This is a genomic window from Promicromonospora sp. NPDC057488, from assembly GCF_042802395.1.
Taxonomy (GTDB): Bacteria; Actinomycetota; Actinomycetes; order Actinomycetales; family Cellulomonadaceae; genus Promicromonospora.
On sequence record NZ_JBHVEG010000105.1, the window covers coordinates 1 to 21,014 of the forward strand.

The following is a 21,014-nucleotide window of genomic DNA, read 5'->3' on the forward strand; positions in this document are numbered from 1 at the left end:
GTCGGCAGCTCGAGCTGCCGACCACCTGACGTGCTGCCGACCACCTGACGTTCTGCCGATCGCAACGGTTCGCCTTCCGCATGTCTTGACCACCTCGGGCTTGCGGAATAGGGTCTGAGTGAATCGTTTCAAGGTGCGCACGAGGGCGTGCGCGGAGAGGGAGGACGCCATGGCGGCATCCACACGTGTCGAGGCGGCCAGGTCAGCGCTCCGGCAGCAGACGATCGAGCTGCCGTCCTGGGCGTTCGGCAACTCGGGCACGAGGTTCAAGGTCTTCAGCCAGCCCGGCGTGCCGCGTGACCCGTTCGAGAAGCTCGCCGACGCCGCACAGGTCCACCGGTACACGGGCGTCGCCCCGCGCGTCAGCCTGCACATCCCGTGGGACCTGGTGGACGACTTCGGCGCGCTCGCCCGGCACGCCGACGACCTGGGCGTCCGGATCGGCATGATCAACTCGAACGTCTTCCAGGACGAGGACTTCATGCTGGGCTCGCTGGCCCACCCGGACCCACGGGTGCGCGCCAAGGCCGTGGACCACCACAAGCAGTGCATCGACGTCATGCGCGCCACGGGGTCCAAGGACCTCAAGGTCTGGCTGTCGGACGGCCTGAACTATCCCGGCCAGGACTCGATCCGGGCCCGCCAGGACCGGATCGCCGAGTCGCTGGCCGAGATCTATGCCGAGCTCGACGACGACCAGCACATGGTGCTCGAGTACAAGTTCTTCGAGCCGGCCTTCTACGTGACCGACGTGCCGGACTGGGGCACCTCGTTGCTGCACGTCATGGCGCTCGGCGACCGGGCCAAGGTGGTGCTCGACACCGGCCACCATGCGCCCGGCACCAACATCGAGTTCATCGTGGCGCAGCTGTTGCGCCAGGAGCGGCTCGGCGCCTTCGACTTCAACAGCCGGTTCTACGCCGACGACGACCTCATGGTCGGCGCCGCGGACCCGTTCCAGCTGTTCCGGATCATGCACGAGATCGTGTCCGCCGGCGCGCACGCCCCGGACAGCGGGGTCAACTTCATGCTCGACCAGTGCCACAACATCGAGCCGAAGATCCCGGCCCAGATCCGGTCGGTCATGAACGTCCAGGAGGCGACGGCCAAGGCGCTGCTCGTCGACGTCGAGGCGCTGGAGGCGGCGCAGCTCGCGGGCGACGTGCTCGGCGCGCACGGCGTGCTCATGGACGCGTATGACACCGACGTCCGGCCGCTCGTCGCGCAGGTGCGCGAGGAGATGGGGCTGGACCCGAACCCGACCGCGGCCTTCGCGGCGTCGGGCTATGCCGAGAAGATCGCGAGCGAGCGCGTCGGTGGCGCGCAGGCGGGATGGGGAGCATGAACGACGTCAGCGGAGCCGGCGTGGTCGGGGACCTGGTGAGCCGGTCGAACCGGCTGGGCTCCGACCCGCGGGTGACCAACTACGCGGGCGGCAACACGTCCGCGAAGGGCACCGCCACCGACCCGGTGACCGGCGAGCCCGTCGAGCTGCTCTGGGTCAAGGGCTCCGGCGGCGACCTCGGCACCCTGACCGAGCAGGGCCTGGCCGTGCTGCGGCTCGACCGGATGCGCGCCCTCGTGGACGTGTACCCGGGCGAGGAGCGCGAGGACGAGATGGTCGCCGCGTTCGACTACTGCCTGCACGGCAAGGGCGGCGCGGCGCCGTCGATCGACACCGCGATGCACGGCCTGGTCGACGCGCCGCACGTGGACCACCTGCACCCCGACGCCGGCATCGCGATCGCCGCGGCCGCCGACGGCGAGAAGCTGACCGCCGAGATCTTCGGCGACGAGGTCGTGTGGGTGCCCTGGCGCCGTCCGGGCTTCCAGCTCGGGCTCGACATCGCGGCCAACAAGGCCGCGAACCCGCAGGCCGTCGGCTGCATCCTCGGCGGCCACGGCATCACGGCCTGGGGCGACACCTCGGCCGAGGCCGAGGCGCGGTCCCTCTCGATCATCCGGCGGGCCGAGGAGTTCATCGCGGCCCGGACGGCTGCCCGGGGGGATCATCCCTTCGGCGCCGTGCGGCCGGGCCACGAGCCGCTGCCCGACGCCGAGCGGCGGGCCCGGGCGGCCGCGCTCGCGCCCGTGATCCGCGGCCTGGCCAGCATCGACGCCCCGCAGGTGGGCCACTTCACCGACTCGGCGCCCGTGCTGGACTTCGTGGCACGCGAGCGGCTGGTGCCGCTCGCCGAGCTCGGCACGAGCTGCCCCGACCACTTCCTGCGGACCAAGGTGAAGCCGCTCGTCGTCGACGTCCCGACGTCGGCCACGGTCGAGGAGACCGTCACCGCGCTCCGGGCCGCGCACGAGGCCTACCGCGCCGACTACGCCGCCTACTACGAGCGCGGCGCCGCCGTGGCCCGGGCGCGCGGCGAGGAGCCGCCCGCCATGCGCGGTGCGGACCCGGCGATCGTGCTGGTCCCCGGCGTCGGGATGTTCTCGTTCGGGCGCAACAAGCAGACCGCGCGCGTGGCCGGCGAGTTCTACGTGAACGCGATCAACGTGATGCGCGGCGCGGAGACGATCTCGACCTACGCCCCCATCGCGGAGGCCGAGAAGTTCCGCATCGAGTACTGGGCGCTGGAGGAGGCCAAGCTGCGGCGCATGCCCGCGCCCAAGCCGCTGGCGACCCGGGTCGCGCTGGTGACCGGGGCGGCGTCGGGCATCGGCAAGGCGATCGCGGCCCGGCTGGCGGCCGAGGGCGCGTGCGTGGTCGTGGCCGACCTGGACGCCTCGAAGGCGTCCGCCGCGGCTGCGGAGCTCGGGTCGGCGGACGTCGCGATCGGTGTGGCCGTGGACGTGTCCTCGGAGGCGGCCGTGCGGGCCGGGATCCAGGAGGCCGTGCTGGCGTTCGGCGGCGTGGACCTCGTGGTGAACAACGCGGGGCTGTCGCTGTCGCGGTCGCTGTTCGAGACCACCGAGGCCGACTGGGACCTCCAGCACAACGTGATGGCCAAGGGCTCGTTCCTCGTTTCTCGTGAAACGGCGCGGGTGCTCGTGGACCAGGGCATGGGCGGCGACATCGTCTACATCTCGTCCAAGAACTCGGTGTTCGCGGGGCCCAACAACATCGCCTACTCCGCTACCAAGGCCGACCAGGCGCACCAGGTGCGGCTGCTCGCGGCCGAGCTGGGCCAGTACGGCATCCGCGTGAACGGCGTGAACCCGGACGGGGTGGTGCGCGGCTCGGGCATCTTCGCCTCCGGGTGGGGCGCCAACCGCGCGGCGGTGTACGGGGTGCCCGAGGAGAAGCTCGGCGAGTTCTACGCGCAGCGCACCCTGCTCAAGCGCGAGGTGCTGCCGGAGAACGTGGCGAACGCCGTGTTCGCGCTGTGCACCTCCGACTTCTCGCACACGACGGGCCTGCACGTGCCGGTGGACGCGGGCGTGGCAGCGGCGTTCCTGCGGTGAGTGAGCCTGTGCTGTCGCGGGTCGAGCCTGTGCCCTCGCGGGTTGAGCCTGTCGAGACCGGGTTCGTCGCCGTCGACCTGGGCGCGACGAGCGGCCGGGTGATGCTGGGGATCGTGCGGGGCGGGTCTCGACAGGCTCGACCTGCGGGAGGGGAAGCTCGACCGGCGGGGGGCGTCGACGGCGCTCCCCGGGTCGAGCTCGTCGAGTGCGGGCGGTTCCCGAACGGGCCCGTGCCCGACGAGCAGGGCGCGCTCCGCTGGGACGTGCGCGCGCTGTGGCGCGGCATCCTCGACGGGCTGCGGTCCGCCGGCGACGTCGCGCGGGAGCGCGGCGTCGCGGTCCGGGGGATCGGCGTGGACGCGTGGGCCGTGGACCACGGGTTCCTCGACGATTCCGGGGAACTGGTGGCGGACCCGTTCTGCTACCGCGACCCCCGCACCGATGCGGTCGCCGACGAGGTCTACCGGCGCATCCCGTTCGCCGACCACTACGCCGTCAACGGGCTGCAGCACCTGCAGTTCACCACCGAGTTCCAGCTGGTGGCGGGGGTCTCGACAGGCTCGACCGGCGCAGGGGCGGGCTCGGCCGGCGGTGGGGCGGGCTCGACCGGCGGTGGGGCGGGCTCGACCGGCGGTGGGGCGGGCTCGGCCGGCGAGTGGGGGCGCGCGCGGGACCTGCTGCTGGTGCCCGACCTCATCACCTACTGGCTCACGGGCCGCCGCGTCGCGGAGGTGACCAACGCGTCCACCACGGGCCTGCTCGACGCGACCTCGCGCACCTGGTCGGCCGAGCTCCTGGAGCGGCTGGCAGCCGAGTATCCGCTGCTCGCCGGCCTCCGCGACAAGCTGCCGGACCTCGTGGAGCCGGGCACCGTCGTCGGGCACCTGGTGCCCGCGGTGCGGGAGGCGACCGGGCTCGGCGAGGTGCCGGTGCTCGCCGTCGCCTCGCACGACACGGCGTCCGCCGTGGCGGCGGCGCCGCTCGGGGCGGCCGCGGCGTACATCTCGTCGGGCACGTGGTCGCTGGTCGGGCTGGAGCTGCCCGAGCCCGTGCTCACCGAGCCGAGCCGGGCCGCAAACTTCACCAACGAGCTCGGCCTGGACGGGACCGTGCGCTACCTGCACAACGTCATGGGCCTGTGGGTGCTGGACGAGTGCGTCCGGTCCTGGGCGCACGACGACGGCGCACCCGTCGACCTGTCCGCCCTGCTGGCGGCGGCCTCCGCCGAGCCCGGCGGCCGCTGCCTCGTCGACGTGGACGGCGGCGAGTTCCTCGCGCCTGGCGACATGCCGCGCCGGGTGTCGGACGCCGCCGCGCGACTCGGGGTCGACCTGCCCCTGGACGGGCCCGCCGCGCGGCCGGCCCTGGTCCGGGTGGTCCTCGACAGCCTCGCGGCCTCCTCGGCGCGGGCGATCGCGGACGCGTCGTCCCTGGCCGGCGTGGCCGTGGATACCGTGCACGTGGTGGGCGGCGGCTCGCGGAACGAGCTGCTGTGCCGGCTCACGGCCGAGGCCGCCGGGCTGCCCGTGATCGCCGGGCCCGTCGAGGCGACGGCACTCGGCAACGTGCTGGTGCAGGCCCGCGCGGTGGGCGTGCTGTCGGGCGACCTGACGGCGCTGCGCGACGTGGTGCGCGCGAGCGTCGCGCTGCGCCGGTACGACCCGGCGCCGGTCACCGGGCACTGACCGGCGCGCGGGCCGGGGCCGGTCCGGGAAACTCCTGTGCGTCCGGGTGGGTAACGGAGACGGAGCATTGCTACGTCTCCGTTACTCCCTCAGGCGGAGTGATGTTCTCCCCGAGGCCGCGTTCACGATCCCGCCGGGCGCGGTACCGGGTCAGTCGCCGCTCGACGCGCGCACGATCAGCCGGGAGCTCAGCTCGATCCGGTGCACCGGGCGGTCGGCGTCCGCGAGCCGGCGCGTCAGCAGCTCCACCGCACCCGCGCCGATCGCGGCCTTGGGCGGGCTCACCGCGGTGAGCGGCGGGTCGGCCAGGGCGGCCACCTCGTCGTCGTAGGCGACCACCGCCAGGTCTGCGGGTACCCGCATGCCGCGTTCCCGCGCCAGCTCCACCAGCGAGATCGCCTCCCGGTCGGAGTGCACCAGAACCGCCGTCACGCCCGTCTCCGTGCACTCGTCCAGCACGGTCGCGGCGTCGGTGGCCCACTCGGCGCCGGCCAGCGGCGCCGTCTCCAGGTCGAGCACCACGTCGAACTCCAGGTCCGCCGCCGCCGCGAGGAAGCCGCGGCGCACGGCCGCGGAGTGCGGGCTGGTCCGCGACGTCACCAGGCCCACGCGCTTGTGCCCCCGCTCGGCGATGTGCCGGGCGGCCGTGCCCGAGCCGAGCGCGTGGTCGGTCGCCACCGACTCCAGCGGCTCGCGGTACGGGCCGCCCACCAGGCGCCGCTCCATCAGCACCACCGGCAGGTCCAGGCCCGCGAGCCAGTCGGCCAGATCGGTGGCGTCCGGCCCGTCGACGGGCGGGGCCACCAGCAGGCCGTCCACCCCCGGACCGCCGTCGTCGCTGACGAGCGCCGCGAGCTGGTGCCGGATCTGGTCCACGTCGTACGACCCGCCCCGCAGGATCAGCCGCGCGGTGTCGTGCGCGGCGGCCCGCGCGCCGCGGATCACCTCGGGCCAGTAGTAGTCCAGCGAGGGCACGACCATGCCGATGGTCGGCCGCTCGTCGTCGCCCGTGAACATGCCCTCCGGCAGGGGGACGCCGGTGCTGGCCCCGGTGCGGGCGCCCAGGCCGCCGCTGCCGGAGCCGCCGTTTGCGCCCGTGCCGCGCGCCGGGATGCGGGCGCCGCCGTGCACCTTCTCCAGGGTGCCCTCGGCCACGAGCAGCGCGAGGTCGCGCCGCACGGTCACGGGGGTCACGCCCAGCACGCGCGACAGGTCGCTCACCCGTGCGGAGCCCGTCTCCCGCACCCGCGCGATCAGGCGTGCCCGACGCTCGCTCGGGAGCGGCGCTTCCTGCGTCATGCGACCTCCTGCGATCCCGACCCGGTGGGTCTCATGGTTACCCGGAACTGGCCCGACGGCGCCTCTGCGCGCGCCGTGAGCCGCAACCGGTTCAGGTGTTCACCCCATACGGCGGTCAGCTCGGGGTCGTCCAGCGCACGCACGTCGACCGCGCCGTCGACGGCCTGAGGATCCCACGTGATCGCGAGTGCGCGCCGGGGCGCGGCGGCGCCGTCCGGGGCGAACCGGACGACCGCGCGGCCAGGCGTGAGCTCGACGTCGCCCGCGAGCATCCAGTGCCACACCGTCGGCTCGACGGGTGCGGCCGGGGCCGCGTCCGTGAACCGCCAGGAGTCCTCGACGGTCACGGCCTCGGCGGCCGGGTCCAGCGTCACCTCACGCCACCACTGCTCCAGCCCGGCCACGGGGTACGCCCCGGCCAGCTCGACCCGCGCCCGCCAGCCCGTCGCCGGCTCGACGTCGAACGTAGGGCCAGTCGCACTGTCAGCCCTGACAGAGCGATCAACCCTACGTTCGCCGCCCCCGCCGCCAGCCACTGCTACGCCGTCCGACACCTCGAAGGCGCCGGCGGCGAACTCCGGGCCCGGGGGCTGCTCCACGCCGCGCACCCGCGGGACGTTGTGCCAGTCGCCGCGGACCACCCACAGGTCGTACCGGTCCGGGCCGAAGGTGCCGGCGCGGTAGGTGGGCTTGCCGGCGTCGACCACGACGGGCACGCCGTCGAGCGCCACGATCACCGAGCCGACGTCCACGTGGTTGTGGTTCTCGTCGTTGTGGCCGCCCTTGACCGACACCGCGAGCCCGCGGGTCGACCCAGGTGCGGTGCGCGCGACCGCGATCCCGGTCGCCGGGAACGTGGCCCGGCCCACCAGCGGTGGCGCGGTGGCCGGGGCGTCCACCCAGGACCCGGACAGCAGGCCGACCGCGCGGGGCAGGGAGGCGCGCTCGTCGAACAGCCCGCCGGGCTGCCCGCGGTACGACGCCGCGTGCTGCGCCGCCGCCTCGTCGCCCACCCGCTGCGCCCAGGTGTGCACGACGTTCCAGGGCCAGGTAGCGAGCGGCCGCGCGGCGCCGTCGGCCACGTTGACGTACCAGCTGCCGCCCAGGTGCATGGCGTGCGGGAAGGCCAGGGTCGCGCGGATGCGCTCCAGCGACTCGGGCTCCGGGCGGGTCCCCGCGAACGTCAGCAGGTCCTGCGCCTCCAGCGCGCGAGCCGCACCGTGCCACCAGTAGTGGTAGCCCTCGTCCACCCCGCCGTCGGCGGGCAGGGAGGCCCAGTACGCGGCGATGCCCTCCGCCACGAGCGCGGTGGTGGCCGCGCGTCGGCCGGGGTCCTCCTCCAGCGCGAGGTTTGCCGCGAGCACGTTGCCCTGGATCCAGGGGCTCCAGTTCATGATCGGGTGGTCGACGCCGAGCCACCACCAGTCCCGCCGGTCGGTGAACGGGCGCAGCACCCGGGCCTGCGTCTCCTGCCGGACGCGCCAGCGCACGCCGGGCGCGCGCTCGTCGAGCGCGGGACCGAGCAGGTGGTCGATCCACGCGAGCTGCGCCGCGACCTCGCCCGCGCCGAGGTCGAGGTGGGGCTCGGTCACGGTGGGCGTGACGCGGCCGAACCGGTCGAACGTGTCGTCGTGCGAGGCCCAGCACCAGCTCGACTGCTCGCAGAGCAGCAGCACGCCGTCGACCACCTCGTCGACCAGGTCGTCCCGTGGGTCGACGAGCGCGGCGAGGGTGGCGCGGGTCAGCCGCGCCTGCCGGGCGGCGACCTGCGCCTCGTAGGCCGTGCGGTTGCCGTCGCGGAAGAACCTGGCGTAGTGCGAGGCGAGCGGCTGCGGCCACGGGGTGCCGCGCTCGGCATCCGCCCTGGCGAGCGTGGGTGCGAGGGCGCTCGCCACGTGCCCGGCGGTCCAGTGGTCCCGGGCCGACACGTCGGGCGCGGGCAGCGACGCTGATGTCATGTTCGTATCTCCAATGATCGAAAATGATCGTATAGGAACTCTTCGACGAATGCCAGGGCTTGCCAACGGCCGGTCTGGTGGGCTTCAATGGGCCATCGTCCGATCGTAGGTGATCGGAATTGTTCGCCTGAACGGTCAGGCGGACGCGGACTCGATGGAGAGGAGCGCGGTGGTGCGGCGACCTGAAGCCCTGCTCGTCATGGACGATCGGGCACTGCGTATGCAGTTCGGCCCGGACGAGGACTCCCGGCTGCGTGCGATCGCGAGTCTCGGCGAGACCGCTCGTGTGACCTCCTACGACACGCCCGAGGCCAAGGCCCGGCTGGCCGACGTCGAGGTGCTCGTCACCTCGTGGGGCGCGCCCCGGCTCACCACCGACGTCCTCGAGCTCGCGCCGAACCTGCGCGCGGTCGTGCACTGCGCGGGCTCGGTCCGGTCGCTCGTGTCCGACGCCGTCTGGGACCGCGGGCTGCTGGTGACCAACGCCGTGGCCGAGAACGCGCTGCCGGTCGCGGAGTTCACGGTGGCCGCGATCCTCATGGCGGGCAAGAAGGCGCCGTTCCTCGCGAACATCGCCCGCAAGCGCCGCGACGACTGGTCCTACCTGGACGAGCACGGCGACCTGTCCAACCGCGACCGCGTGGTCGGCATCGTGGGATTCTCCCGCACCGGCCGCCAGGTCGTGGCGCGACTGACCGTGCCGGGCTCCGGCCCCGAGACGCGCGAGATCCTCGTGGCGGACCCGTTCGCGGACGCCGCGGCCGTGGCCGACGCCGGCGCGCGGCTGGTGCCGCTCGACGAGCTGCTGGCGGCGTCCGACATCGTCTCGCTGCACGCCCCGGAGCTGCCCTCGACGCGCAACCTGATCGGCGCGCGCGAGCTCGCCCTGCTGTCCGACGGGGCCACGCTGATCAACACCGCCCGCGGCACCGTGGTCGACACCGCGGCGCTGGAGCGTGAGTGCGCCACGGGTCGCATCTACGCGATGCTCGACGTCACCGAGCCGGAGCCGCTGCCGGCGTCGTCCGTGCTGTACGACCTGCCCAACGTCATGATCACACCGCACATCGCCGGGTCGCTCGGCACGGAGGCGCGCCGCATGACGGCGGCCGCGCTCGACGAGCTGGAGCGCTACGCACGGGGCGAGGCGTCCCGCAGCGCCGTGACCCGCGAGGACATGGAGTTCGTCGCATGACCGACCACGCAGCTTCCTTCCGTCCGTCCGGCGCCGGGGCGTCGGGCCCCGAGGCCCGGACCTGGCTCACCGGCTACGCCGACCGGCTGCTCGCGGCCGTCGAGCCCTACGCGTCACCGACCGGCTCGCTCATCACGCTGCCCGGCACCCCTGGCGGTTACGGCACCGCCGTCGACGGGCTCGAGGGTTTCGCGCGCACGTTCCTGCTGGCCGGGTTCCGGCTTGCGGGCGAGGACGGCGCGGACCCAACCGACCTCGCCGAGCGGTACGCGGCCGGGCTGACCGCGGGTGCCGACCCCGCGCACCCCGAGCGCTGGACCCGGCCCGACGAGCACAGCCAGGCCAAGGTCGAGGCGGCCTCGCTGGCCCTGATCCTCGACCTGACGCGCCCCTGGATCTGGGACCGCCTGGCGCCGTCGGCCCAGGAGCACCTGGTCGACTACCTCGCGTCGGTCGTGGGCGACGAGGGCTACCCGGACAACAACTGGGTCTGGTTCCGCATCGTCGTGGAGACCTTCCTGCGCTCGGTCGGCGGCCCCTTCTCCGCCGACGACGTGGCGCGCGACCTCGCGGCGCACGACCGGTTCGTCCGGCCCGGCGGCTGGTTCGCCGACGGCCCCGAGCGCAGCTTCGACCACTACACGGGCTGGGCCCTGCACCTGTACCCGGCCATGTGGGCGCGGATGACCGGCGCGGCCGAGGTCGCGCAGACCGCTGGCGACGACCTGGCGACCCGCTCGGCGCAGGACCGCGAGCACCTGGCGCGATACCTGGACGACGCGCTCGCGCTGGTCGGCGCCGACGGCTCCCCGCTGCTGCAGGGCCGCAGCCTCACCTACCGCTTCGCGGCCGCCGCCCCGTTCTGGGCCGGTGCAGTGTCGGGCGTGGGCCGGCCGGGCCAGCTCCGCGAGGCGGCGACCCGCATCGTGCGGCACTTCGCCGACCACGACGTGCCGGGCGACGACGGCCTGCTGACCCTCGGCTGGCACCAGCCGTGGCGCCCTCTCGCACAGCGGTACAGCGGCACCGGCTCGCCGTACTGGGCCAGCAAGGGGCTGCTCGGCCTGGCCCTGCCCGCCTCGCACGAGGTGTGGACGGCGGCGCCCGAGCCGCTCCCGGTCGACGTCGGCGACGTGCTCACGGTCGCGGCCGCACCCGGCTGGGCGATCAGCGCCACACGGGACGACGGCATCGTGCGCGTGATCAACCACGGCACGGACCACGCGCTGCCCGGGTCGGACGGCGGCGACTCGCCGCTGTACGCGCGCCTCGGCTACTCGACGGCGACGTCCCCGCTCCTGGACCCCGACGCGTGGCTCGCGCCGCTGGACCAGTCGGTGGTGCTGCTCGACGTCGCCGACCGCGCCACCCACCGCGCGGGCTTCGCGCGGCTCCCGCTGGTCGAGCCTGTCGAGACCCCCGCCGCCGTCCTCGCCTCCGTCGCCGACACGCACTGGCTGCAGGTCGACACCACCGCGCCCGACCACGGGTCCGGGCGTCCGGGTACGGCGACGACGGCGGGGCGGGTCACCACCGTGTCGATCGTCCGCGGCGCCTGGGAGGTCCGGCTGGTGCGGGTCGCGGACGGGTTCGACGCCCGGGCGACGGCGCTCCGGATCGGCGGCTGGGCCGCCGGGCCGGGCCTCGGCTCGACCCTGGTGCCGCTGCTCGGCGACATCGCGCCGCTCAGTGGATCGACCGTCCACGACGACGCCACGCCCCTCGCGGGACCGAGCACCACCCCCTGGCTGCGGTACGCCCCGGTGCCGGAGGGCTGGACCGCCGTCGGCGTCCACCTCGGGCGCGCTGCCGGCGACCCGCGCGACCCGGCGCCGCTCCCGGCGCCGCACCTCGAACTCACCGGCGACCAGGCCCTCGTGACCTGGCCCGACGGCGAACGGACCACGGCAACTCTGCCCTGATCACCCACGCGCACCGATGGTTCTCACCGGGGCGCCGCAGGACCGAATTCACTCGAAGGAGAGTTGGAATGAACCGCAAGATCATGAGCGCGCTCGGCATCGCCGCCGCCGCGTCGCTGGCCCTGACGGGGTGCGGCGGACAGGACGAGCCCGCGGCCGCCGACGGCCCGGTCACCATCAGCCTGGCCGGCTGGGACTTCGCGTCCACGCCGGAGTTCCAGACGCTCGCGGACGCCTATCACGAGGCCAACCCCGACGTCACCGTGGAGCTCAAGGAGTACCCGGCGGGCGACGACTACGACACGGCGCTCACGGCCGACCTGGCCGCGGGTGCCGCGCCGGACGTCTTCATCGTGAAGAACCTGAAGAACTACATCACGTTCCAGGAGGGCGGCACGCTGCTCGACATCTCGGACGTGGCGGGCGAGCTCGACCCGGCGACGGGCGGCCTGGAGCCGATGTCGGTCGACGGCAAGACCTTCGCGGTGCCCTACCGCCAGGACTCGTGGCTGCTCTACTACAACAAGGAGCTCTTCGAGAAGGCCGGCGTGGACCTGCCCGACGGCTCCTGGACCTGGGACGACTACGCCGACGCCGCCGAGCAGCTCACCGAGGGCATCGGCGAGAAGGAGGTCACGGGCACCTACCTGCACAGCTGGCAGTCCACCGTGCAGGGCTTCGCCCTCTCGCAGACGCCGGGCGCGTCGCTCGACGGCGGCGACTTCTCGTTCCTGGCCCCGTACTACGAGCGCGAGCTCGCGCTGCAGGACGCCGGCGCGCAGCCGTCGTTCGCCACCGTGACCACGAACGAGCTGGCCTACCAGTCGCAGTTCGGCACCCAGAAGGCAGCGATGCTCCCGATGGGCTCCTGGTACATCGGCACGCTGGTGGCGGAGCAGGAGTCGGGCGCCGCGGACACCTTCGAGTGGGGCATCGCGCCGATCCCGCAGCTCGACGAGTCCACGACCGGCACCGAGAACACCCCGCTGACGTTCGGTGACCCGACCACGATGGGCATCAGCTCCGGCATCGACGAGTCCAAGATCGAGACCGCCAAGGACTTCCTGCGGTTCGCCGCCGGCCCCGAGGGTGCCGCCGCGCTCGCCGAGATCGGCATCACGCCGGCCCTGATCGACGACGCCGTGGCCGACGCGATCTTCGGGCTCGAGGGCGTGCCGCAGGACGAGCTGTCGCGGTTCGCCTACACCACGCACGACACCCTGCCCGAGAACCCGGTGGGCCAGAAGACGGCCGCCATCCAGACGATCCTGGGCGAGACCCACTCGGCGATCATGTCCGAGTCCACCCCGGTGGACGAGGCGATCACCGAGGCCGAGGAGCGCGTCGCCAATGAGGTCGGCTGACCTCGACCGACTCGCGCGCCCGGGCTCCGTGGCTTCGAGCCGAGCCCGGGCGCGCGCCCCGGACCACCCCGCTTCTCAAGGAGACGAACCCTCATGACGACACCGGTCGTCGGCGACGAGCGCACCCTCGGGTTCGCGCAGCCCGACACCCGGCCACCGCTCAGGACCCCGCGCACCTCGCTCAAGGTCCGTAACGCGCTGGTCGGCTGGACGTTCATCCTGCCGAACTTTCTCGGCTTCGCGGTGCTCACCCTCGCGCCGGTGCTCACGCTGTTCTACATCTCCCTGACCAGCTGGAACATCTTCGGCGCCGCCCAGTGGGTGGGCCTCGACAACTTCACGCGCCTGGTGGGGGACAAGAGCTTCCACACGGCGCTCGGCAACACCTTCTACTACGCCGCGCTGCACATCCCGATCACCATCGTGGCCTCCCTGGGCCTCGCGCTGCTGCTGAACCAGAAGCTGCGCGGTGCGGCGTTCTTCCGCACGGTCGCGTTCTTCCCGTACATCACGTCGATCGTCGCGGTCGCCGTCGTGTGGAACATGCTCTTCAGTCCCGAGTACGGCCCGATCAACCAGTTCCTGAGCCTGTTCATCGGCGGCGAGATGCCCGGCTGGACGGTCTCCAAGGACTGGGCGATGCCCGCGGTGATCATCGTCGGCACGTGGAAGGACATGGGCTACTACATGCTCCTGTTCCTGGCCGGCCTGCAGACCGTGCCCGGCGAGCTCCACGAGGCCGCCCGGATCGACGGTGCCAGTGCCTGGCAGCGGTTCTGGAACGTCACGCTGCCCTGCCTGCGGCCCACGATGTTCTTCGTGACGGTCATGGTCACGATCCAGAGCTTCAAGGTCTTCGACCTGATCCTCGTCATGACCGACGGCGGCCCGGGCCAGGCGACCCTCGTGCTCAGCCAGTACATCTACCAGAAGGGCTTCGAGCAGTTCGAGTTCGGCTACGCCTCGGCCGTCGCCGTCGTCCTGTTCTTCATCTGCATCACCGTGACCGTGGTGCAGTTCCTGTACAACAAGCGGAAGGAAGCGTGATGGCCGCCCGTCCGTCCGCCCTCCGGAGGTCCGGCCGGGTGCTGCTCTACGTGGTGATGATCCTCGCCGCGGCGGGCATCATGCTCCCGTTCGCCTGGATGGTGATCTCGTCGCTGAAGCTGAACAACCAGGTGTTCACGGCGCCGGTGCAGTGGATCCCGGACCCCGTGCAGTGGCGCAACTACCTCGACATCTGGGTCAAGGCCGACATGGTCACGTGGGTGCGCAACACCCTCGTCCTGTCCGTCGCGGTGACGGTGCTGCAGGTCCTGACCGGCAGCTTCGCCGCCTACGGGTTCGCCAAGATGCGCTTCCCGGGCCGCGAGCCGCTGTTCCTGCTGTACATCGGCACCATCGCGGTGCCCTGGCAGTCGTACATGATCCCGCAGTTCCAGATGCTCTCGAGCTGGGGCCTGAACAACACTCTGTGGGCGATCATGCTGCTCCAGGCGTTCGGCGCTTTCGGCGTGTTCCTCATGAAGCAGTACTACGAGTCGATCCCCGACTCGCTGTCGGAGGCCGCGCGCCTGGACGGGCTGTCCGAGTACGGGATCTGGTGGCGCATCATCATGCCGCTGTCGGTGCCGGCCCTGGCGTCGCTGACGATCATCACGTTCGTCTCGACCTGGAACGACTACCTCGGGCCCCTGATCTACCTGCGTGACCGCGAGCTGTGGACCATCCAGATCGGCCTGCAGTCGTTCATCGGCGAGTACAACGCCGAGCACGCGCTGATCATGACGGGCTCCGTGCTGTCGGTCCTGCCGATCGCGCTGATCTTCCTGCTCGGCCAGCGGTACTTCGTCGAGGGCGTCGCGACGACGGGCGTGAAGGGGTGAGTGCCGTGGGCGCGAACCTGGCGGCCGGCGTGGGCCCGACGGCGGGCGCGGCTCCCGCGGCCGCCGCCGGCCCGCGCCGCCGCCGGTTGCTGATCGGCCCCGAGACCTACGAGCTGGTGTTCGGCACGGTCTACACGGGTCTGATGACCAACCTGCTGCTCGCGGTCGCGTGCCTGCCCCTGGTGGTGCTGGTCGCCGCGACCGACCTCGCGGCGACCTGGCCGCTCGCGGCCCTGACGGCGCCGCTGCTCGGCCCGGCCCTGATCGCCGCGTTCTCGGTGTTCGCCGCCTTCAGCGCGGACGGGTCGACGGCGGTGGTCCGTACCTTCGCGCGCGCCTGGCGCCGGCACCTGCGCCGCGGCCTGGCGCTGGGCGCGCTCGCGGCCGGCGTCGTCGTCGTGGCGGTCGTGGACGTGGCCTTCTTCTGGGGGCGGACGGCGGGCGCCGTCGCGATCCCCGTGCTGGTGACGCTCGCCGTCGTGGCGGTGCTCACCGGTCTCCTCGCCCTCGCGGCGGTGCCCGAGATGCCGGACGCCCGCCTGCGCGACGTCCTGCTCGCGGCCCTCGTGCTCGGGGTGCGGCGCTGGTACCTCTCGGCCGGCGCGCTGGTCGTGCTCGGCCTGCTCGTCTCGGTCGTCGCGGCCCGCCCGGCGGTCGGCCTGGGCTTCGCGGCGGCCCCGCTGCTGTTCGCGGTCTGGGGTGTCTGCCGCTTCGTCCTGCGTGCCGCGCCGTCGGCGCCGTCGCCGCCCCGCTGACCCGCTCCGCCCCCACCCGGGGCGATCGACCACAGCACCTGCTGCCGGACTGAGTCGTCGTCCGGCAGCAGGTGCTGTGCTCAACGCCTCGGCCTGCGTGTCGTGAACCGATTGCTGTCGTTGTGCGGATACCAGGTGACAGTGGTTCCGACGGGCAGGGAGGCACGATGCAGACGAACGAGCTCGCGACGTCGAGCGGGGCGGCGCCATGACGGCGGCCGCCGAGCTGGTGAGCGCCGACGTCGACCCCGCGGCGGGGCGGTCCGACGCGCAGATCATCGCCGCGTCCCTGCACGAGCCCGAGGACTTCTCGGCCGTCTACGGCCGGCACGCGAGGACAATCCACCGCTACGCGTACCGCCGGGTCGGGCCGGAGCACGCCGAGGACGTGGTGGCGGAGACGTTCGTGGCGGCGTTCCGCCGTCGGGCCACCTACGACCTGGCCAGGCCTGATGCCCGCGCGTGGCTGCTCGGGATCGCGACCCGGGAGATCTCGCAGCTCCGCCGGGCGGAGGCGACCCGGTACCGGGCCATGGCGCGCGTCGGGACGACGCCGCCCGACACCGGCCTGGAGGACCGGGCCACGACGGACGTCACCGCCCGGGCCGCCGGGAGTGCGCTCGGCACGGCACTCGCCGGCCTCCGCCCCGGAGACCGGGACGTGCTGCTGCTCTGGGCGTGGGGCGACCTGAGCTACGAGGAGATCGCGACGACCCTCGACATCAAGAAGGGCACGGTGCGCTCGCGGCTGCACCGGGCACGCAGGCTGGTCCGCGCGGCGCTGCCGGGTGGGCTCTGGGACGCGGAGGAGGACGGACGATGACGACGAGCACCAGAACGACCGGGCAGGAGCCCGGCGCGCCCGATGTGGAGGCGCTGCACACGCTGGGGGTGCTGCTGGACCCGTCGGACGCGGGAACGGACGCCGCGTTCCGTTCGGGGCGAGCACGCCTCGCCGCGGAGTTCGGGTCGACAGGCCCGGCCGTGGAGGCACCTCCCGCACGCCGGGGCCTCGGTCGCGGGCCGGCAACCGGTCGTCCGGGAGGTCCGCCCCGTGCGACAGGGTCACGCAGGCGCGGTCTGCGGCTGGTCGCGGGACTGGGCGTCGCGGCCACGGTCGCGGGCGGCCTGCTCCTCGCGCCCACGGCGACCCTCACCATGCCGTGGGACGAGGGCGGCGCCCCGGTGCCGCCCGGTTCGGCCTCGGCGGCCGAGATCCTGCAGGCCGCGGCCACCCGGACCGTCGCCGCCGCCGACGACTCGTGGGACCAGGTCCGCGACGACCAGTTCGTCTACTTCGCCACGACGGGCACCAGCCGGTACGAGGTCATCGGAAAGGCCGCCACGAAGAGCGCGGGGGACTACGTCGGCTGGCACTCGGTCGACGGGACCCAGGACGGCAGGGCCACCGGGACGTACTCCGCTGGGGATCCGCTCGACGAGCGGCTGTTCACCTGTGCCGACGGCGGGGACGTGCGGGCCCGGGCGGCCGGCACCGACTGCAGCTCGGTACCCGGGGTCGACCGGGAGGCACCCACCGACGCCGACGCCATGTACGACTACCTGCGCCGGTACGGCGACGGCTCGGCGCTGTCGATGTTCGTGAATGCCAACGACCTGCTGCGGACCCTGACACCGGAGGCACGCGCGGCGGTCTTCGGGGCACTCAGCCGGGTCGACGGGCTGGTCGTGACCCCTGGTGTCACCGACGCGATCGGGCGGCCCGGCATCGCGGTCGGCGTCGAGATGGAGGACTACCGGCAGGACCTGGTCTTCGACCCGGAGACACACGACCTGCTCGGCACCGCGACCGCCTACCCGGACGGCATGACGGACGGCGAGGCCATCACTGGTTGGTCGATCGTCGACGAGGTGGGCCAGACGCCGTGACCGCGGGGCCGTGAGCCCGGCCGGTCTCGTCACTTCTCTTTCGAGGCCCAGGTTTCTTCGCTCTGACACGGCTCAGAGCGAAGAAACCTGGGCCTCGAAGGGGATGGGCTACAGGTGCGGGGCCACGTGCTTCTCGTACCGGGACAGGACCGTCGCCGCCGTCTCCGCCGTCGGCCGGGCCCAGATCTCCTCGTTGAAGATCTCGGTCTCGATGTCGCCTACGTACCCGGCGTCGCGCACCCAGCCCGTGATCGTGGCGAAGTCGACGTACCCGTCGCCCACGTGCCCGCGCGAGTTCAGCGGCTCGGCCGCGAGCGGCAGCGCCCAGTCGCACACCTGGTACGACGCGATGCGGTCCTCGCGCCCGGCCCGCGCGATCGACCGCTGCAGCGAGGGGTCCCACCACACGTGATAGGTGTCCACGACCACGCCCACCTCCGACGCCGCGAACGGCGCCGCCAGGTCCAGCGCCTGCGCGAGCGTGGAGATCACGGCGCGGTCGGCGGCGAAGATCGGGTGCAGCGGCTCCAGCACGATCCGCACGCCGTGCTCGGCGGCGAACGGCACCAGGTCGGCGATCCGGTCGGCCACCCGGCCGCGCGTGGCCACCAGGTCGCGGTCCACGCCCGACGTCGGGGCGCCGCCCGGCGTCGAGCCCACCAGCCCGCCGACCACGAAGACCAGCTCCGAGGTGCCGATCGTCGTGGCCTCCTCGATCGCCAGCTTGTTGTCGTTGAGCGCGGCACGTATGCCGGCGTCGTCGGCCGCGGTGAGGAACCCACCACGGCACAGGGACGACGCGCGCAGCCCGGCGTCCGCGATGATGCGGGCCGCCTGCGGCGCGCCGACGGCCTGGACCACGTCGCGCCACGGGCCGACGGCGCCGAAGCCCGCGGTCGCCGCCGCCTCGCACGCCTCGGCCAGGGTCGCGTGCTTGACGGTCGCGGTGTTCAGCGATGCCCGGCTCATGCGGCCACCCCGTTCGTCGTCAGGAACGCCCGCAGCCGCGCGGCGGCCAGGGGCGGGTCGAGCAGCATGCCGCAGCCGTCGGCCAGGCGCGCCAGCTCGACCAGGTGCCGCAGCGACCGGCCCGAGTGCAGCCCGCCCACCAGCGAGAACCCGGCCTGGAACCCGTTCAGCCAGGACAGGAACGCGATGCCGGTCTTGTAGTAGTACGTGGGCGCGGCGAAGATGTGCCGACCCAGCGCCTCGGTCGAGGCCAGGATCTTGTGCCCGCCCTCGGCGTCGCCGGCGTCGAACGCCTGCAGGGCCGTGGACGCCGCCGGGTAGATCGCGGCGAAGATGCCGAGCAGGGCGTCCGAGTGGCCCTGCTCGTCGCCCGCGATGAGCTCCGGGTAGTTGAAGTCGTCGCCGGTGTAGAGCCGGGGCCGCACGCCGTCGTCCGACGCCGGGAGGGCTGCCAGGGAACGGCGCAGGCCCACCTCGTGGGCGGCGTCGAGCAGCGAGACCTTGACGCCGTCGATCCGGGGCTGGTGCGCGCGGATCAGGTCGAGGAACGTCGCGGTCGCGTCGTCCACGGAGTCCGAGCCCCAGTAGCCAGCCAGCGCCGGGTCGAACATGGTGCCCAGCCAGTGCAGGACGACGGGCTGGTCGGCCTCGGCGAGCACGGCGTCGTACACGCGGGCGTAGTCCTCGGGGCCGCGGGCCACGCGGGCCAGCGCGCGGGAGGCCATCACGATGACCTGCGCCCCGGCGTCCTGCACCACGTGCACCTGCTCGCGGTAGGCCTCGGTGACGACGGCCAGGCCGGCGTCGCCCGGTTCGAGCGCCGCGACGACCGCCGGGTCGAGCTGGTCCGTGCCCGCGCCGCACGCGACGCGGGCGCCCACGGACGCGGCCTCGGCCGCCGAGCGCCGGATGAGCTCCTGGGTCGCCGCCCAGTCGAGGCCCATGCCACGCTGGGCGGTGTCCATCGCGTCGGCGACGCCGAGCCCGTGCTCCCAGATGCGGTGCCGGTAGGCGAGCGTCGCGTCCCAGTCGACGACGGCGGGCGCGCCCGGCACGTTCTCCGCACCGACCTGCGGCACCACGTGGGCGGCCGCGAAGGCGATGCGGGAGGTGATCGGGCCGGACGGCGTCGTCCACGGCCCGGGAGCGTTCAGCTCGACGGCCTCGGAGCCGGTGACACGGCCCTCGGCGTCGAACAGGGGGAGGACGACGGCGACCCCGCTCGTCGTCCCGCTCACAGGGTGATCTCCGGGATGTCGATGCGGCGACCCTCGGCCGACGACCGCAGGCCCAGCTCCGCGAGCTGCACTCCGCGCGCCGCCGACAGCAGGTCGTAGCGGTGCGGGCGCCCGGCGACTACGTCGCGCAGGAACTCCTCCCACTGCAGCTTGAAGCCGTTGTCGAGGTCGGCGTTCGCGGGGACGTCGAGCCACTGGTCGCGGAACGGCTCCGTGACCGGCAGGTCCGGGTTCCAGACGGGCTTGGGGGTGTGCGCGCGGTGCTGGGCGCGGCACTCGCGCAGGCCGGCGACGGCGGAGCCGTGCGTGCCGTCCACCTGGAACTCGACCAGCTCGTCGCGGAACACGCGCACGGCCCAGGACGAGTTGATCTGCGCGACGACGTCGTCCCCGCCCGGGGTGGTGATGTCGAAGATGCCGTACGCGGCGTCGTCCGCGGTCGCCTTGTACTCGTTGCCCTGCTCGTCCCAGCGGGTGGGGATGTGCGTGGCGGTCCGCGCGGTCACGGTCCTGACCTGCCCGAGGATGCCCTCCAGCACGTAGTTCCAGTGGCAGAACATGTCGGTGGTGATGCCGCCGCCGTCCTCGGCGCGGTAGTTCCACGAGGGGCGCTGGGCGGGCTGCGAGTCGCCCTCGAACACCCAGTAGCCGAACTCGCCGCGCAGCGACAGGATGCGGCCGAAGAAGCCCTCGTCAACCAGGCGGCGCAGCTTCACCAGGCCGGGCAGGTACAGCTTGTCGTGCACGACGCCGACGGTCACGCCGGTCTCGGCCTGCAGCCGGGCGAGGTCGATGGCCTCGGCGAGGGTCTCCGCCGTCGGCTTCTCGGTGAAGACGTGCTTGCCCTCGCGCATCGCCTTGGACAGGGTCGCGGCGCGCAGGTTGGTCATCGCGGCGTCGAACACGATGTCGGCGTCCTTGATGGCCGCGTCGACGTCGGTGGTCCAGTGCTCGACGTCGTGCTTGGCCGCGAGCTCCTTGAGCTTGTCCGCGTTGCGGCCCACGAGCACGGGCTCGACCTGGACGCGCGAACCGTCGGCGAGCGTGGCGCCGCCCTGGTCGCGGATCGGCAGGATCGAGCGCACGAGGTGCTGGCGGTAACCCATGCGGCCGGTGACGCCGTTCATGGCGATGCGAAGTGTGGTCACGGGCGGGACTCCATCGTCGGTGGTCTTGAGCGCCGTCTTGGAATGCGCTTTCCAGGGGAGCGTAGCGCACGTTTCCGGGTGAGTACATGGGGGCCGGGGCGAGAGGCGGGGTGGCGGGGGTGCGTGGGGGCACGGACATCAGTGGGGCGCGTTGGGCGCGGACATGAGTGGGGCGCGTGGGCACCGGCCGGTGGGCGGGTATCTGCTGTGCGCGGTGGCGTCGGCAGTTTGCCCCGCAGACTCGGCACTTTGCATCGAGGTCGGCACAGGCCTGTGCCGACCCCTGTC

16 protein-coding genes are annotated in these 21,014 nt (G+C 73.1%); 11 read left to right on the top strand and 5 right to left on the bottom strand.

The annotated features are described in order from the left end of the window. The first annotated feature begins 169 nt into the window (after positions 1-169). The 3 genes from rhaI to ACFU5G_RS19660 are packed head-to-tail and all read left to right on the top strand — an operon-like array spanning position 170 to position 5,102. Positions 170-1,345, top strand: coding sequence for an L-rhamnose isomerase (gene rhaI / locus ACFU5G_RS19650; protein ID WP_377248497.1), 1,176 nt, complete (start codon positions 170-172; stop codon positions 1,343-1,345). Beyond that, on the top strand, positions 1,342-3,417 hold the full coding sequence (locus tag ACFU5G_RS19655) for a bifunctional aldolase/short-chain dehydrogenase (RefSeq protein WP_377248500.1): 2,076 nt from the start codon (positions 1,342-1,344) through the stop codon (positions 3,415-3,417). The genes rhaI and ACFU5G_RS19655 overlap by 4 nt, the downstream gene beginning before the upstream one ends. Further along, entirely contained in the window at positions 3,414-5,102 is a 1,689-nt protein-coding gene (locus ACFU5G_RS19660; RefSeq protein WP_377248503.1) for a rhamnulokinase family protein, read from the top strand. The genes ACFU5G_RS19655 and ACFU5G_RS19660 overlap by 4 nt, the downstream gene beginning before the upstream one ends. Before the next feature lie 150 nt (positions 5,103-5,252). On the opposite strand, the gene ACFU5G_RS19665 is transcribed toward ACFU5G_RS19660, so the two are convergent. Beyond that, positions 5,253-6,401 carry a substrate-binding domain-containing protein gene (locus ACFU5G_RS19665; protein WP_377248506.1) on the bottom strand — a complete coding sequence of 383 codons (1,149 nt, stop codon included), beginning with the start codon at positions 6,399-6,401 and terminating at the stop codon, positions 5,253-5,255. After that, a complete protein-coding gene (locus ACFU5G_RS19670) occupies positions 6,398-8,359 on the bottom strand; it encodes a hypothetical protein (protein ID WP_377248509.1) in 1,962 nt (653 codons plus the stop codon). Before ACFU5G_RS19670 ends, ACFU5G_RS19665 begins: the two co-directional genes overlap by 4 nt. A gap of 172 nt (positions 8,360-8,531) precedes the next feature. On the opposite strand from ACFU5G_RS19670, the gene ACFU5G_RS19675 reads away from it, so the two are divergent. The 8 genes from ACFU5G_RS19675 to ACFU5G_RS19710 all read left to right on the top strand — a co-directional run bounded on the left by ACFU5G_RS19675 (position 8,532) and on the right by ACFU5G_RS19710 (position 17,371). After that, positions 8,532-9,554, top strand: a complete 1,023-nt coding sequence (locus tag ACFU5G_RS19675) for a hydroxyacid dehydrogenase (RefSeq protein ID WP_377248512.1) — start codon at positions 8,532-8,534, stop codon at positions 9,552-9,554. Then, positions 9,551-11,476, top strand: a complete 1,926-nt coding sequence (locus ACFU5G_RS19680) for a DUF2264 domain-containing protein (protein ID WP_377248515.1) — start codon at positions 9,551-9,553, stop codon at positions 11,474-11,476. Before ACFU5G_RS19675 ends, ACFU5G_RS19680 begins: the two co-directional genes overlap by 4 nt. 68 nt (positions 11,477-11,544) lie before the next feature. After that, positions 11,545-12,840 carry an ABC transporter substrate-binding protein gene (locus ACFU5G_RS19685; RefSeq protein ID WP_377248518.1) on the top strand — a complete coding sequence of 432 codons (1,296 nt, stop codon included), beginning with the start codon at positions 11,545-11,547 and terminating at the stop codon, positions 12,838-12,840. A 93-nt stretch (positions 12,841-12,933) separates the two neighbouring features. Beyond that, a complete protein-coding gene (locus ACFU5G_RS19690; RefSeq protein ID WP_377248521.1) occupies positions 12,934-13,887 on the top strand; it encodes a carbohydrate ABC transporter permease in 954 nt (317 codons plus the stop codon). Further along, the gene (locus tag ACFU5G_RS19695) at positions 13,887-14,726 is read left to right on the top strand and encodes a carbohydrate ABC transporter permease (protein WP_377248524.1); all 840 of its coding nucleotides are present in this window, start codon (positions 13,887-13,889) and stop codon (positions 14,724-14,726) included. The genes ACFU5G_RS19690 and ACFU5G_RS19695 overlap by 1 nt, the downstream gene beginning before the upstream one ends. A 5-nt stretch (positions 14,727-14,731) precedes the next feature. Further along, positions 14,732-15,481, top strand: a complete 750-nt coding sequence (locus tag ACFU5G_RS19700; RefSeq protein ID WP_377248527.1) for a ferredoxin-NADPH reductase — start codon at positions 14,732-14,734, stop codon at positions 15,479-15,481. 208 nt (positions 15,482-15,689) lie between these two features. Further along, on the top strand, positions 15,690-16,304 hold the full coding sequence (locus ACFU5G_RS19705; RefSeq protein WP_377248530.1) for an RNA polymerase sigma factor: 615 nt from the start codon (positions 15,690-15,692) through the stop codon (positions 16,302-16,304). Then, complete coding sequence (locus tag ACFU5G_RS19710) at positions 16,301-17,371, top strand: CU044_5270 family protein (RefSeq protein WP_377248532.1); 1,071 nt, start codon at positions 16,301-16,303, stop codon at positions 17,369-17,371. The genes ACFU5G_RS19705 and ACFU5G_RS19710 overlap by 4 nt, the downstream gene beginning before the upstream one ends. Positions 17,372-17,479: 108 nt before the next feature. On the opposite strand, the gene ACFU5G_RS19715 is transcribed toward ACFU5G_RS19710, so the two are convergent. From ACFU5G_RS19715 to ACFU5G_RS19725, 3 genes are read right to left on the bottom strand one after another with little or no spacing between them, the layout of a single operon-like run. Beyond that, on the bottom strand, positions 17,480-18,340 hold the full coding sequence (locus ACFU5G_RS19715) for a sugar phosphate isomerase/epimerase family protein (RefSeq protein ID WP_377248534.1): 861 nt from the start codon (positions 18,338-18,340) through the stop codon (positions 17,480-17,482). Continuing rightward, the gene (locus ACFU5G_RS19720; RefSeq protein WP_377248536.1) at positions 18,337-19,539 is read right to left on the bottom strand and encodes a dihydrodipicolinate synthase family protein; all 1,203 of its coding nucleotides are present in this window, start codon (positions 19,537-19,539) and stop codon (positions 18,337-18,339) included. The genes ACFU5G_RS19715 and ACFU5G_RS19720 overlap by 4 nt, the downstream gene beginning before the upstream one ends. 35 nt (positions 19,540-19,574) lie before the next feature. Beyond that, complete coding sequence (locus ACFU5G_RS19725; protein WP_377248538.1) at positions 19,575-20,705, bottom strand: Gfo/Idh/MocA family protein; 1,131 nt, start codon at positions 20,703-20,705, stop codon at positions 19,575-19,577. Between the last annotated feature and the right edge of the window lie 309 nt (positions 20,706-21,014).